10 protein-coding genes are annotated in these 14712 nt (G+C 45.2%); 6 read left to right on the top strand and 4 right to left on the bottom strand.

All coding sequences use genetic code 11. The annotated features are described in order from the left end of the window. The 3 genes from PQQ36_RS01455 to PQQ36_RS01465 are packed head-to-tail and all read left to right on the top strand — an operon-like array spanning window position 1 to window position 4949. Entirely contained in the window at window positions 1-1302 is a 1302-nt protein-coding gene (locus tag PQQ36_RS01455; RefSeq protein ID WP_044024052.1) for an ABC-three component system protein, read from the top strand. Further along, a complete protein-coding gene (locus PQQ36_RS01460) occupies window positions 1286-1825 on the top strand; it encodes an ABC-three component system middle component 1 (RefSeq protein ID WP_044024053.1) in 540 nt (179 codons plus the stop codon). The genes PQQ36_RS01455 and PQQ36_RS01460 overlap by 17 nt, the downstream gene beginning before the upstream one ends. Then, on the top strand, window positions 1815-4949 hold the full coding sequence (locus PQQ36_RS01465) for an AAA family ATPase (protein ID WP_273660262.1): 3135 nt from the start codon (window positions 1815-1817) through the stop codon (window positions 4947-4949). The genes PQQ36_RS01460 and PQQ36_RS01465 overlap by 11 nt, the downstream gene beginning before the upstream one ends. 585 nt (window positions 4950-5534) lie before the next feature. Here PQQ36_RS01465 and gcvP read toward each other — a convergent pair. From gcvP to PQQ36_RS01480, 3 genes are all read right to left on the bottom strand, one after another. Then, window positions 5535-8399, bottom strand: a complete 2865-nt coding sequence (gene gcvP, locus PQQ36_RS01470; protein ID WP_015727862.1) for an aminomethyl-transferring glycine dehydrogenase — start codon at window positions 8397-8399, stop codon at window positions 5535-5537. Between the two features lie 104 nt (window positions 8400-8503). Next, window positions 8504-8884, bottom strand: coding sequence for a glycine cleavage system protein GcvH (gene gcvH, locus PQQ36_RS01475; RefSeq protein WP_011081167.1), 381 nt, complete (start codon window positions 8882-8884; stop codon window positions 8504-8506). Between the two features lie 42 nt (window positions 8885-8926). Continuing rightward, the gene (locus PQQ36_RS01480) at window positions 8927-10222 is read right to left on the bottom strand and encodes a serine hydroxymethyltransferase (protein WP_011081168.1); all 1296 of its coding nucleotides are present in this window, start codon (window positions 10220-10222) and stop codon (window positions 8927-8929) included. Between the two features lie 383 nt (window positions 10223-10605). Here PQQ36_RS01480 and PQQ36_RS01485 point away from each other — a divergent pair, with 383 nt between their 5' ends. The 3 genes from PQQ36_RS01485 (at window position 10606) to PQQ36_RS01495 (ending at window position 13834) form a co-directional block, all read left to right on the top strand. Then, window positions 10606-11229, top strand: a complete 624-nt coding sequence (locus tag PQQ36_RS01485) for a helix-turn-helix domain-containing protein (protein ID WP_011081169.1) — start codon at window positions 10606-10608, stop codon at window positions 11227-11229. Between the two features lie 290 nt (window positions 11230-11519). Next, window positions 11520-12653, top strand: a complete 1134-nt coding sequence (gcvT, locus tag PQQ36_RS01490; RefSeq protein ID WP_273660265.1) for a glycine cleavage system aminomethyltransferase GcvT — start codon at window positions 11520-11522, stop codon at window positions 12651-12653. 86 nt (window positions 12654-12739) lie between these two features. Beyond that, complete coding sequence (locus PQQ36_RS01495) at window positions 12740-13834, top strand: S1 family peptidase (protein ID WP_088428415.1); 1095 nt, start codon at window positions 12740-12742, stop codon at window positions 13832-13834. Here PQQ36_RS01495 and PQQ36_RS01500 read toward each other — a convergent pair. Further along, window positions 13824-14549 carry a TetR/AcrR family transcriptional regulator gene (locus PQQ36_RS01500; protein WP_011152037.1) on the bottom strand — a complete coding sequence of 242 codons (726 nt, stop codon included), beginning with the start codon at window positions 14547-14549 and terminating at the stop codon, window positions 13824-13826. The genes PQQ36_RS01495 and PQQ36_RS01500 overlap by 11 nt on opposite strands. Between the last annotated feature and the right edge of the window lie 163 nt (window positions 14550-14712).

A 14712-nucleotide genomic window follows, 5' to 3' on the forward strand; every position in this document is an offset into this window, starting at 1 on the left:
ATGACAGTATCTGAAATCATGCAGTCATACTGTGTCAAAGTGAATGGTGGTAGTGGCGTATTAGTAAATGCAATGACACGAGATTATTCTTATGTACTGACTGCTGCTCATGTAATTCCAGAAAAACAGGGTGATATCGTTGTCCATGATTACCAAGATGAACCGCTTGGAGTTTTATCTGTACTCATCCCTCAAGAGTGGAGAGAGTCAAAGTCCGAGCGTTATGATTTTGCAATTTTAAAAGTAGATTATCAGGAAAGATTGTCACAAAAATGCCTTTCTGCTTCAGACTTGAGTGACCGTGCCCCACTTACCCTTGTCGGGTTCCCAGAAACAGAGAGAAACTCCGCGGATCCTATTAAAGAATATACTGGGCATAAGATTAGTGTGGCTAATGAACTTGTTATTATGTCTCTTGACGGTGGACCTGGAACAACAACGATCAGAGGAATGTCTGGTGGTGGCGTTTATCATGTTCAAGGTGATAAACCATTGCTCATCGGTGTTGAATTTCAAATGGATGGTACTGGTCGTGAGCAACAGTATGGTCGTTCTCAGTGCCACAGTCTTGCAAAGTTCGAAGAATTAACCACTGCGTATTCAAGTGCACCAATGATCCCTGCCTATTTGGAGTGCTTTTCAAATATGCGGGACAGGATATTCTCGTTTAATGTTATTGATCCAAATAACGTATCTAAACTTAAACTAGAACTTGAAGGAGCAGCCGATTATTTAATCAAAAATGGTTTACTTCCACCTTATAAAGTAATGGAACAATATCATTCTGACCTCTTAGTCGATCCTACAATGCTTGGGGAACTTAAAACTTATGAATTGTGGGTGGCATATTTGGAGTTCTTAGTCATTTGTGTATTGATTGACCAATCAGGGAGTGCAGATGATGACTATCTGAGAGGTTTAGAGCGGAAGCGTCGGTTAGTATATACAAGCAATGGTACTAACTGGGTCAGTCGCTTGGAAGACTTACTCAAAACCGCTCGCAGGCTTTTAGATAAAGATGGGACTTTGATCGTTGCTTCTCCTGAACCAGCAGCAAGAGTATTGCCCCCAACATTTCGACTAGAAAAGGTTATAAGCGACATCTCGGTTGTGCCAAATCAAGGTCCATTCCCTGTTATTGATTCAACTGAAAGTGCGATCTTTACGAGCTTCAAATTGACCCACTTAGAAGGTCTTCGCAATAAGTGCGTAGTAGATATTGAAGATGAATATCCAAACTTACAAGCAGGTAAGTCGCAATCGGATTTGTTGAGAGAAAAGCTAAGTGAAATTATTAATTAAAGAAATTGACCTAGGATTTTTATCTGACCAATATGAAAACATTCAGTTTTATATGCTTTGTTCTGATGATCGTCTTTCTTTTATATCTTGTATTGTATGCGTATGTGATACAGCATATGACATCATAGAAAATTGGCGATCTATCCAAAATATGGTGGCCGTCTATCATCAACACTCAGGTGGCTTTGATGCCTGGAACATGTATTTGGCGTTTGTTTCTGTTGAAAGCATTCCCGTATGGGAAAAATATGAAATCGAAAATAACAAGTTTTCTGCGCGTAAAATAGTACTGGATGATTTTCAAGAAATTCCAGACATTGAACAGTTAATTATTGAGCTAGAGAAACAGTTATTGGGTTCAGATCTAACACTCGAAAGTCGATCATTCCAGCTAGAAGAAGATTTACCGTATCTAGAAAACTACTATCGTGGCGCTCCTTTAGATTCTAAAAGCGAGTCTAGAGATAAGCGAGCATTAATGATCGATAAAATAGTTGAAAGTTTGAACAGTAATGAAAATTAAAAAAGTTGAGATTGAGGCGTTTCGAGCCTACCAGTTAAAGTCAGATGGAACTTTTGATTTTACAAATGATGGAGAAGAGCCTGCTAACTTTGTTGCGCTCTATGCTCCAAATGGCTTTGGGAAAAGCTCTTTTTATGATGCAGTAGAGTGGGCTGTTACCAATCATTTAGAAAGGCTTGGTGGAGAATATAATAAAGCAAATAATCTAAGCGCAGCTAAGTCTACCAAAAGCCAAAATGAAGGGCTAAAGATTCTACGAAACAAGTATGTAGATGAAAGTGTAGATACCAAAGTAGTAGTAACTACAAGTGGTCAGAACGTCTTTGAGCGTAAGCTTTCTAAGATTCGTAAGAATCAGATGGATTTGCGTATAGGAAATGACGAAAAACGAGAAAATGATTTCTTTCGACGTGTAATTCTTAGCCAAGACGAAATTGATAGATTTCTTCGGGAAGCAAAGCCACAGGAGCGCTACTCCAAGTTCATGGAAAGCTTTGGTGGCGATATTGAGACTGCTCGCAAGGAGTTGTCTGCACTCATAAATGATAATAAATCTGAGCTAAGTGCCCTCAATAAGAAACGTAAATCTTTGCTAGAGGAATTGAAGCAACCAATTGATCTTTCTATATTTGAGCAGTTTAATTCAGTTGCGACTGAACTCAACTCTATGGGTGAAAGCATTGTATTACCTGATGAGAGTCTTTCACTTCAGACCGTTCATACACTTGATGCCAACCTTGTTTCGCGACAGCATGAACTGAACACATCAATCCATGCCAATAGTAAAATGCTTGAAGTATTGTCAGAAAGGTTAAACAAAATACCCGAAATAGAGCTTCATGCGGGCTATGAAATAGAGCAAAAAACTAAACTTGCCCGGCTTTTGAAAGGTGTTACTGACGCTGACAAGTATAAAGGTTTATTAGACTCGTACGAGAAATGTGTAGAGGAGCAGAAACAGGCGAATGTGCGTCTAAATCGTCTGATTGAAATAGCTGAGAGTGCTGAGTGTTTTTTACAAACCGAATTGCGTCTTAAAGAGATAACTAAAACTAAAAGCGCTTTGACTGAAGAATGCTCCAGACTAAATGCTGAATTAGCTGGCTTTCAGAAGAGCCTAACAGAGTTAAATAACGAGCTTAAGATAGATGACGACAGAGTTTCCCAGCTTAGAAGCTCGTTGGATAACTCTGGTCCAGTTTATGCGGAGCTATCGAATAATCGAAAACGGATCGATGTTTTAAATCAGCAAATCACCGATAAAAATAATGAAATCCAGGTAGATAAGGCCCAGCAAGATAAATTGAGTCGTGAACTGAGCGAATTATCAGCTTTAAAGATTACATCTAGTTTTTTATTAGCTGGAAGTATGGGAGTCATGGCTTTTGAAAAAGAAAAAATAGAACAGCTTGGAAGATGTTACGCGGCTCTTGATTTGCTCGAAGTACATAACCAGACCTTGCATGCTACTCAGAAGGCCTTAACAGAACAGATGGAATTACATGAAAGGTTGATTTCCATAGGCTTGGATTATCTTAGTGTTGAGCCTTCTCATATTTGCCCTTTATGTACAACTCCTCATTCATCTCCAGGGGAACTTATAGATAAAGTTAAGAGCCAAAATCTGCTGTCTGAACTGAGTCAAGAAAACTCTAAAAAAATCTCACAGTCTTCAATTCGGGAGAAAGAACTTAGAGGTGAAATTCAAGAAATTACGCAGCAAGCGGTTGAATCACAGGCTCAGCAACTCACAGGCTTTCGCAATAAGTTATATGAAATTGAAGTTAAACTTGCTAAAGCTGAGCAAGATAAGAATACCTTTGAAGGTGAGAGCAAGAACTTAGAGCATAGAAATGCTGAACTAGACAGATCAGTTTGGGGGCTTTCGAATCAAGAGCTTGTAACTAGAGTAGAGGCAGAGCTTTATCAATTATCCGTGAAGCGGCCTAATCTGACCCAACAACAAGAAAACTTAACTGCGCAAATTCAAGTAGCTAATGAGTCGCTTAAAGCCAAGCGCGTTGAGTACAGTAAGTTAGAGTCTGAGATGGAGACTAAAAGCAGTGCTCATGTTTATGTCTCAGTGTTGGCATATCTAAATGAAAATGCTATTGCTGCTCAAGAGATAAACAAGCACTGCGAAATGAAAAAAAATGAGCTTAATGCAGTTGTGCAAGGATATAGAACTTCATGTGAATCCCTAGTAAGTCAGTGCCATGACTTACAACAAGAGATGATTGCAGATGGAACATGGGTGGATTTTTCACATTTGAAGAAAGAGAAGGAAGCCTTAGAGGTAGCTCTTACCAGTTCTCAATCGGTAGTTAATGCGTTTTATGAGAGTTTATCCAACATTATTAGCATTCGCCCTGATGACACATTAGAGCAAGTAAAAGTGCTAATAACAACTAAGGCTGACGACTGTCAGATTCGTGCTCATGACCTAGAAAAGTTGTTAAGTGGTGTTAAGTTGCTAATGGAACTTATGACCTCATTCAAGCCTTACATAAAACACATATCTACTCAGAAAGAATTGGAGGCCTTAGAGGGGCAGATAGAACGGAGAAATCAAGTTGACGAGGCTTTAGTTGCAGAAAGGGCGGTCATAATAGAAAAGCTAGAAGTGCTCATTAATAACTTCTTCTTCGAAGATCTTATCAACGCTATTTACAAGAAAATAGACCCACATCCTACATTCAAAAAAGTAGAGTTCAAAGTTAGCTTTGAGACGGAAAAGCCAAGTTTAAACATTTTAGTAAGCGATGGGGCAGATGGAATGATATCCCCAATTCTCTATTTCAGTGCAGCCCAAACGAATATTCTGAGCTTGAGTGTATTCCTTGCGAATGCGCTCCACGCGACAGATGATGAAGGAAATCCTATTGATGTTATTCTGATCGATGATCCAATCCAATCAATGGATTCGATTAACGTCCTTTCGACGATAGACCTTTTACGTAGTATATGCTTGCAGTTTGACAAGCAGCTCATAATATCGACACATGATGAAAATTTCTTTGGTTTGCTCCAACGAAAAATTCCGACGGAGATTTTTGGTTCAAAGTTCCTTCAACTGAAAAAATTTGGCGTTGTTGTGCCGGTAGAGCCTATCTTCAATAGTTGATAGAATAATGGGCGAAGGCAGTATAGCGAACGCTTCGCATTATGCGTGACCTTCGATTTTTTCCTTGATTTTGATTGCGAGAGAAAAGGATATTTTCGAGAAAGCTAAATATGTTAGTGGAAAAAATTGAGACTGGGGCAGGTTCTTTGCCCTGCCTTCAGCTGGCCAATAGGCCTAAGCATCGATTTTGGCTGCGTCAGCAGCCAAATGCTCTCGCACGGCAAAGCCATTTACTCTATTTTGCCTCAACTAAAGTTATCCGAAGTAAACGGATTAGAACTCGGACTCTAACGGATTCCTGTCCAAAAACGAGTTAGCCAAGGCATTCACGGTACTAGGCAAAATTTCAGGACGAAATTTTAGGTTTTCGGCGTCGGGAACGCCTAAAACCGTGCCGGCCAGCACCAAAGGAAAAAAGCAATTTTCTGGTTACTCTTTGGCAAGACAAAGAGTAACTGGCTCGCTTGCATTGATCTCAAGATGGGTACTGATTTCCCAGCGAGACAAACTTGCTAAGATGCAAAGTGATCTACAACAAAAAGGCGAACCCATCGGTTCGCCTTTGCTATTTCAGTTACTACAAAATTACTCTTCGTAGTTCTCAATGCCTGGGCATGAGCATACTAGGTTACGGTCACCGTAGACGTTGTCTACACGGTTCACGGTTGGCCAGTATTTAGAACGCTTAGTCGCAGCAGATGGGAAGCACGCGATTTCACGTGGGTATGGGCGATCCCATTGCTCTTCCATTAGGTCTACTTGCGTGTGTGGCGCGTTAACCAAAGGGTTGTTTTCCAGTGGCCATTCACCGTTCTTCACTTTGGTCATCTCTTCGCGGATGGCGATCATCGCGTCACAGAAACGGTCTAGCTCTTCCAGATCTTCCGATTCCGTTGGCTCTACCATCAGTGTGCCTGCTACAGGGAACGACATGGTTGGCGCGTGGAAACCGTAGTCCATCAAACGTTTTGCAATGTCTTCTTCGCTGATGCCTGTTTCTTCTTTCAGCGGACGAATATCGATAATACATTCGTGCGCCACGCGGCCATTGGTGCCACGGTAAAGAACAGGGTAGTGCGGGCGCAGACGCTCCATCACGTAGTTCGCGTTCAAAATCGCCACTTTGGTTGCTTCTGTTAGGCCATCTGCGCCCATCATTGCAATGTAAGCCCAAGAGATTGGCAGAATTGATGCACTGCCGAGATCCGCTGCCGAAACTGCGAACTCTTTACCTTCTACACCGTTTTCGATGTGACCAGGTAGGAAAGGTGCTAGGTGCGATTTCACACCGATAGGACCCATACCCGGACCGCCACCACCGTGTGGGATACAGAAGGTTTTGTGTAGGTTAAGGTGCGAAACGTCTGAACCGATAAAGCCCGGAGACGTTAGGCCAACCTGCGCGTTCATGTTTGCGCCATCAAGGTAAACCTGACCACCAGCCGCGTGAACCATTTCGCACACTTCTTTCACTTGCTCTTCGTAAACGCCGTGCGTTGAAGGGTACGTGATCATGATGCTTGATAGATTTTCTTGGTGTTTTTCGATTTTCGCAGCAAGGTCGACAAGGTCGATGTTGCCGTTTTCATCACATTTCACCACCACCACTTTCATCGAAACCATTGCAGCCGTTGCTGGGTTGGTGCCGTGCGCGGAGCTTGGGATCAAACACACGTTGCGGTGACCTTCGCCACGGCTCTCGTGGTAACGCTGAATCGCGATAAGGCCAGCGTATTCGCCAGAAGCACCCGAGTTTGGTTGTAGTGAGAACGCATCGTAGCCAGTGATTTCACACAGCTTCGCTTTGAGATCTTCAGCCAGTGCAGTGTAACCCGCAGCTTGCTCAATTGGCGCAAATGGGTGAAGCGCACCAAATTCAGGCCAAGTCACCGGGATCATCTCTGCGGCGGCGTTGAGCTTCATCGTACAGCTGCCCAGTGGGATCATGCCGTGAGTAAGCGAGAAGTCTTTGTTTTCTAGCTGTTTTAGGTAACGCATCATCTGTGTTTCACTGTGGTGAGTGTTGAACACAGGGTGAGTTAGGAAACGGCTAGTACGACGACACGCTTCTGGAATTGCGGCAAACTCGTTGCCTGCGATGTCGGTTGAAAGTGCGTTTACGCTCTCTTTCACATCGAAAATTGCGAATAGTGCGTCGATGTCTGCCACGGTAGTGGTTTCGTCAAAGCTGATGCCGATTTGGCCGTCAAGCAGACGTAGGTTGATGTCTGCCGCTTGTGCTTTAGCGTAAAGCGCTTGAGTGTTGTCACCAGTGTTGATGGTGATGGTGTCGAAGAACGCGTTATGCGCAAGCTCGTAACCGGATTTGGTTAGGCCAGCAGCAAGAATGGCCGTCATGTGGTGAGTGCGGCGCGCGATGGTACGGATGCCTTCTTCACCGTGGTACACGGCAAAGAACGATGCCATGTTGGCAAGCAGTGCTTGCGCCGTACAGATGTTCGAGGTCGCTTTCTCGCGGCGGATATGCTGCTCACGTGTTTGCATTGCCATGCGCAGTGCTTGGTTGCCTTTGGCGTCGATAGAAACACCGATCACACGGCCTGGCATGGTGCGTTTGTGCTGTTCGCGCGTTGCCATGAAGGCTGCGTGTGGGCCACCGTAACCCATAGGTACGCCAAAGCGCTGTGCTGAGCCAATGACAACATCTGCGCCCATTTCACCGGCTGGCTTCACAAGTGCAGAAGCAAGGAGATCGGTAGCAACTGAAACCAGTGTTTTGTTGGCTTGCGCTTGCGCGATGACATCGGTGAGATCGCGTACTTCGCCCGTTGTGCTTGGGTATTGAAGTAGGGCACCGAAGGCTTCTGTTTGTGGGAGTGCATCAACATTGCCGATCACTACGTCAAAGCCGAAGTATTTTGCGCGAGTTTTGATCACTTCAATGGTTTGTGGGTGAACATCGTCTGCCACGAAGAAGACTTTGCTCTTGCTCTTACCAGCGCGCTGGCAAAGCGTCATCGCTTCTGCGGCTGCGGTGGCTTCATCGAGTAGAGAGGCGTTTGCGATGTCCATGCCCGTTAGGTCCATCACCATTTGTTGATAGTTCAACAATGATTCTAATCGACCTTGAGAAATTTCTGGTTGGTATGGCGTGTAAGCCGTGTACCAGCCTGGGTTTTCCAGTACGTTACGCAAAATAACGTTTGGCGTGAAGGTGTTGTAGTAACCTTGGCCAATGAAAGTGCGCTTAACTTGGTTTAAATCAGCGAACTTTTTGATCGATGCCAGCATGTCTGCTTCGCTTTGCGCTTCTGCCAGTTGCATTGGCTTTTCAAGGCGAATTTGTGCTGGAACGGTTTGTGCGATCAACGCATCTAGACTTTCTGCGTTAATGGTAGAAAGCATTTTTTGTTGATCGGCGTGGTTTGGTCCGTTGTGGCGACCAACGAACTCGTGTTGTGTGTTGAGGCTTTGAAGTAATTCAGTCATGGTCCTTTACCTTCAAGAGAGCTGAGAAAGCGTTAACGCTAAAAACACAGCCTTGAAAAAAAGCTGCCCACGGGAGGAGGCAGCTTTATATCAAAATTCCTTTATTAATCTTCTTCGATTGAGTTTAGGTACTCTTCTGCATCTTTCAGATTATCAAGCTCTGAAGGATCAGACAGTTTCACCTTAACAATCCAACCGCCTTCGTACGGTTCCTCGTTGATTAGCTCTGGGCTATCAGAAAGCTCTTCATTCACTTCAACGACTTCACCGGTTACTGGTGCGTAGATGTCTGACGCCGCTTTTACGGATTCAACCAGTGAAAAGCTTTCACCCGCTTCGATTTCCGCTTCAAGCTCAGGTAGCTCGACGAATACCACATCACCCAGCATTTCTTGAGCGTGCTCAGAGATACCGATAGTTACAGTGCCGTCACCGTTGTCGCGAACCCACTCGTGGCTTTCTGTAAACTTCAGTGTTTTGTCCATTGCATAATCTCCAAAATATCGTATTAGGATTTAAATTTGTGGTTACTGGTAAAGTGGGAAGCGTGAACAGAGTGCTTTTACTTCTTTACGCACGCGTTGTTCTACTTCTGCGTTGCCCTCTGGGTTTTCAACTAACCCGTCGAGAACGTCACCAATCCAGTGACCTATTAATTTGAATTCTTCTGCGCCAAAGCCTCGGCTTGTACCCGCTGGCGTGCCCAAACGAACACCCGATGTAATCATAGGTTTTTCTGTGTCGAATGGGATGCCATTTTTGTTACATGTGATCCCCGCACGCTCTAGTGCTTCTTCTGCTTTGTTACCTTTCAATCCCTTAGGACGAAGATCAACCAGCATTAGGTGCGTGTCCGTTCCGCCAGTCACAATGTCACAACCGCGAGTTTGCAACACTTCAGCAAGAACTTTTGCGTTATCGATCACCGAATCGATATAAGTTTTAAACTCAGGGCCGAGTGCTTCGCCAAACGCCACTGCTTTCGCTGCAATCACGTGCATCAGCGGGCCGCCTTGTAGGCCAGGGAATACCGCAGAGTTGATTTTCTTAATGATTTCTTCGTGATTGGTAAGGATCATGCCGCCGCGTGGGCCGCGTAGCGTTTTGTGTGTGGTGGTGGTCACCACGTGTGCATGAGGCAGTGGGCTAGGGTGTGCGCCTGTAGCGATCAAACCAGCGATGTGCGCCATATCAACCATTAAAATCGCGCCAACTTCGTCAGCGATTTCACGGAACTTGGCAAAATCAATCACGCGAGGAATCGCGCTACCACCAGCAATAATCATTTTTGGTTTGTGTTCTACCGCCAGTGCGCGAACATCATCGTAGTTGATTTCGAGCGTCTCTTTATCAACACCGTATTGAACGGCGTTAAACCATTTGCCCGAAAGAGCAGGGCGCGCACCGTGAGTTAAGTGGCCACCTGCATCGAGCGACATGCCCATAATGGTGTCGCCAGGTTGCAATAGCGCCAGTTTCACCGCGCCGTTGGCTTGAGCGCCAGAGTGCGGTTGAACGTTTGCGTATTCGCAATTAAAAAGTTTTTTCGCGCGTTCGATAGCGATGGCTTCCACGGTATCAACGTGTTCACAACCACCGTAGTAACGACGGCCTGGGTAACCTTCTGCGTATTTATTGGTGAGGCAGGTGCCTTGTGCTTGCATGACCGCTTTAGACACGATGTTCTCAGAAGCGATCAATTCGATTTGTTCATTTTGACGAGTAAATTCGGCTTGAATACCAGCAAAAACGGCATCATCCGTTGCAGACAAGTTAGTCGAGAAAAAGTTTTCCAAGCTGTGATTTTGGTAATGACTATTCATGGTAGATAACCTTTCAATCATCCGTCGAATCGGCGTCTTTGCTTTACGATCCGACCGTCCTTTATAACAACCGTTTGGCGCTGTTTTTGTGATTTGTTTTCACACACCAAACAGAGTGAATTCCGTCCCAAATGGGTTCAAAAGGCCGCTGAATAGCATCAAATCCATTGTCTATTTCAAGCGGAAAAAGCATCTCTTCATCTAACAAGTCGGTAACATACCCGTTGTTCAGTGAACAATCAACAAAAATTTCCTATAGGAAACAGAGATTCGGATTTTGTTAACAGGAGCACGCTTTATTTAACTTGGTGGACTTTTCTCCACTTTACGCTTCATGCACAATGTTTTGTAAACAGGAAGCGTATAAGAAACATGAGGGATTTATGTCGGAAGAATTGTATGACGAGTACCCGTCCCTGACATTAGCGAAAGAATCGCAAGAGCAAAATATCGAGCCATTGAAGCTTGGCCAACGCATTAAAGAAGTGCGCTCACGCCTTGGCATTACGCTTGAAGAAGCCAGCCAACGAACCGGTTTGGCGCGTTCAACACTGAGCAAAATCGAGAACGAACAGATTTCTCCTACCTTTCAAGCAATGCAGAAACTCGCGCACGGTTTGAAAATTGACATGCCACAACTCTTTGAACCTCCAAGGAAAAAGGTTGCTACTGGTCGTCGTGATATAACGTTGGCGGGGCAAGGGAAACCGCACCCAACACAAACTTACGAGCACGAGCTGTTGGCCACTCAGCTGTCGAATAAAAAGATGATGCCGTTTAAAAGTGTGGTGCATGCGCGCACGTTTGAAGAGTATGGCGATTGGGTTCGTCACGATGGCGAAGAGTTCTTGCTGATCTTATCTGGCGCGGTGCAATTCTATTCTGAGTTCTATGAGCCTGTGGTGCTGAGCGAAGGCGACAGCGTCTATTACGATGCGAACATGGGGCATATGTTGGTCTCCGTTAGTGAGGAAGATGCGCATATTTTGTGGGTGACAGCAAAATAGTTTTAAAAAGATGTAAATTTCCTATAGTGAAAGCAAACGTTTGCTTTTGTTTGAAACAAGATTAGAATAGCGCCGCTCTGATGATAATTCCCTCAATGCGGCGCTTTTTTTGTGGCTGCTTAATGTGATTAAATTGTTAAAAGTCACATTTTGAGCAGGACCCAGTAGGTTGAACGTGCAAATTAGCACAACACGTGTTTATTATTGGAAACACAGTTTCCTTTGAGTGGAAATCTGGACAATTAATTGCTGATAGATCGCTGTGATGGGTCTAGCTAATGGAGACGAAAATGACTCAAGAACACTCAGACCAAGTACTACTTAAAACACCACTTCACGCATTGCACATTGAAGTGGGGGCGAAAATGGTGCCATTCGCTGGTTACGACATGCCAGTTCAATACCCGTTAGGTGTGAAGAAAGAACACTTGCACACGCGTGAAGCGGCAGGCCTGTTTGATGTGTCTCACATGGGGCAGCTAAGACTGCACGGTGCGGGCGCAGCAGCGTTTCTTGAGTCACTGGTTCCAGTGGATATCGTTGATTTGGGTGAAGGCAAACAGCGTTACGCGTTTTTCACCAACGAGCAGGGCGGCATTATGGATGACCTCATGGTGGCTAACCTGGGTGATCATCTGTTTGTTGTCGTCAACGCTGCATGTAAAGAGCAAGACATCAACCATCTGCAAGCGCATATTCCATCAGACGTTGAACTTGAAATCATTGACGATCGCGCATTGCTTGCTATTCAAGGTCCAAAAGCGGTTGAGGTGTTGAGCCGCTTCCAACCTGCCGTGGCTGAGATGCTGTTTATGGACGTGCAAAAGCTTGAATTGCTTGGCGTAGAATGCATCATCTCTCGCAGCGGCTATACTGGAGAAGACGGCTACGAAATTTCTATACCAGCAGACAAAGCAGAAGCGCTTGCTCGTGCATTGACCGCGGAAGAAGAAGTCGAATGGATCGGTCTTGGTGCACGTGATTCGTTACGTCTAGAGTGTGGTTTGTGTTTGTACGGTCATGATCTTGATGAAACCACCACGCCAGTAGAAGCCAGCCTATTGTGGGGCATTCAGAAAGTTCGCCGCGCAGGTGGTGAGCGTGAAGGTGGCTTCCCAGGGGCAGACATCATCCTTAAGCAGATTGAAACCAAGGATGTATCTCGCAAGCGTGTTGGTCTGGTTGGTCAAACCAAAGCACCAGTCCGTGAAGGTGCAGAGCTGTTTGATGGAGAAGGTAATAAAGTGGGTGTAGTAACCAGTGGTACCGCAGGTCCAAATGCGGGCAAGCCAGTTTCCATGGCTTACCTACGTTCAGACCTAACGGAAATCGGCACTGAAGTGTTTGCTGAAGTTCGTGGCAAACTGCTACCAATGACGGTAGAGAAAATGCCGTTTGTACCACAACGCTACTACCGTGGTTAATGAAGCGTTGAGCTAAGTTACCGCAAATACGACGTTTATTTTTGCGAATGATTGGCACCGCGCTTCTAACATAGGGGCGCGGTGTTATGTTTTCAGCACAATCTTTAGCGAAGTTTTCCTTCCTTTCTGTACTTTTCTCCGCAGCGACAATAGCGGGTGAAGTGGAAAGCCGCATCGTCAATGGCACGGTCGTTGATGTAAACCGATACGCCTCCTTTGCCAGTCTTTTCTACGATTCCCTTGAATACGATGGCGGTTACTATTCTGGTGCTTCTTGTGGAGCCACCATTCTCGATGTCGACCATGTGCTAACGGCTGCCCATTGTGTGGAAGAGTTGGGCTCATTAGCGCTGTTTCTGGTGGTGGTGCCACAGCTTCAAGATGAAAACGACTATCCCTTTGGCAACATTCAGCGCCACCGAGTGGCGAAAATTTTCTATCCCGATAATTTCTCAAACAGTTCTTCCACGCTGTTTCCAAACGACATTGCCATTCTCAAGCTAGAAACGTCGATGAATATTGATTCGGTCAATGACGTGATTAGACGTCCGCAAAATGAGGTGTACCGCAATGCCTCGGAAACTTTCTTTGCCGTAGGGCATGGCAATACGCGCTCGGGCTTTGACAGCGAATCGCAACTGCAAGAAACACCACTCACGTACATCAGTAACACTCAGTGTGCCAATGTGTTTTCCGCCGGAAATTATTTGTCCAGCAAGCAGATCTGTTTTGATGGCGGTTTTAGCCAAAGCAGCCAATTGAAAAACAGCACATGTCAGGGTGACTCCGGTGGGCCAGTGTATTGGGAGAACAATGGGGTGATGATGCAAGTGGGCGTGACCAGCTTTGGCCCAAATATTTGCGGCGATCCCAATTGGGCCGTGACGTCGGTGTTTACCGAAATTACCGATTACGCCGGCTGGATAGACAGTGTATTGGCAGGCAATGAAACGGCAAAAGTGACCGTGACGGAACAGATGCGATTGGATTACATGAATGGCGACACGGGCAGTGTCGATGACACAGGGTCATCTGGCAACAATGAAGAGGCCCCAATGAGTTTCGGCAGTTCCTCGGGGGGCGGCGCAGTAGGGCTATGGCTGTTGATGTGCTACCTACTGCATGCCTGTTTGACTCGTGTTCGGGAGTCTATTTTTTCGCTGAAGCGCTCTAAGGAGTGAGATCTTCAATTGGGCAGAACATATCGATGACGATATCGTTCAACTTCGCTGGGTGAATCATTTGTGCTTTTTCTACACCAAACTGGTTCGCCATGATGGTATTAAATAGCTCCCAATGATTGATCAGCATTTGATCACGGTTTTCCGCATCGTCAGGCCACGTCTCTTTCATCATCGGAGCGAGTGTGATGGCGCCATGAGCGAAGATCAGCATCTGCCATTTGGATTCCCATTGATCGATGGGTGTTTCTGGGTATTCCACATTGTAGTCGGCAAATAGCTTGGTAAAGATTTCAGCGAACTCGTCTTTTGATCTGAGGAAGTATTGCAGTAGGGCGTCGTCACCCTGGCGGATCGCATCGGCAATCATTTGGATTGGGTGAGGATTGACCAAAGCAAAGGCAAGCATGCGCACCATAAACAGATAAATTTTTCGGTTTGATGGCATCTCTTTTGGCATTTGGTTGATGAGTTCAGCCATGTAGAGTTGCAAAAACTCGTCCATACCATCACTGACGGCTTGCCAAATCTTCTCTTTGCTACCGAAGTGGTGGCGAATCAAACTGTGTGACACGCCTGCCTTCTCACTGATGTTTCGCAGAGATATGCGCTCGTAACCCAATTCGCAGAACATATCGGCTGCTACTTTAAGGATCATGCACTTAGTTTGCTCGGCCGCTTCGGCACTTCTTCGACCTTGCTTTCTTTCAGTCATCGTTCGAGTTTTCTCAGATATCCATCAACGCGCCTATTTTTACCAGAAACGAGACAATTTGACCAATTCTTATATTGTCCATGTGGAAAATATATTGATCATTTTTTGATTCTCCATATACTGCACACCTGTATAGCAAAATAAAGAAATGGAGAATCTCAGT

Source organism: Vibrio sp. CCUG 15886 (assembly GCF_028570825.1).
GTDB lineage: Bacteria > Pseudomonadota > Gammaproteobacteria > Enterobacterales > Vibrionaceae > Vibrio > Vibrio vulnificus_B.

Coding starts and splice junctions, on each gene's coding strand:
- PQQ36_RS01455 (WP_044024052.1), top strand. CDS start 1: ATGACAGTATCTGAAATCATGCAGTCATACTGTGTCAAAGTGAATGGT.
- PQQ36_RS01465 (WP_273660262.1), top strand. CDS start 1,815: ATGAAAATTAAAAAAGTTGAGATTGAGGCGTTTCGAGCCTACCAGTTA.
- gcvP (WP_015727862.1), bottom strand. CDS start 8,399: ATGACTGAATTACTTCAAAGCCTCAACACACAACACGAGTTCGTTGGT.
- gcvH (WP_011081167.1), bottom strand. CDS start 8,884: ATGGACAAAACACTGAAGTTTACAGAAAGCCACGAGTGGGTTCGCGAC.
- PQQ36_RS01480 (WP_011081168.1), bottom strand. CDS start 10,222: ATGAATAGTCATTACCAAAATCACAGCTTGGAAAACTTTTTCTCGACT.
- PQQ36_RS01485 (WP_011081169.1), top strand. CDS start 10,606: ATGTCGGAAGAATTGTATGACGAGTACCCGTCCCTGACATTAGCGAAA.
- gcvT (WP_273660265.1), top strand. CDS start 11,520: ATGACTCAAGAACACTCAGACCAAGTACTACTTAAAACACCACTTCAC.
- PQQ36_RS01495 (WP_088428415.1), top strand. CDS start 12,740: ATGTTTTCAGCACAATCTTTAGCGAAGTTTTCCTTCCTTTCTGTACTT.
- PQQ36_RS01500 (WP_011152037.1), bottom strand. CDS start 14,549: ATGACTGAAAGAAAGCAAGGTCGAAGAAGTGCCGAAGCGGCCGAGCAA.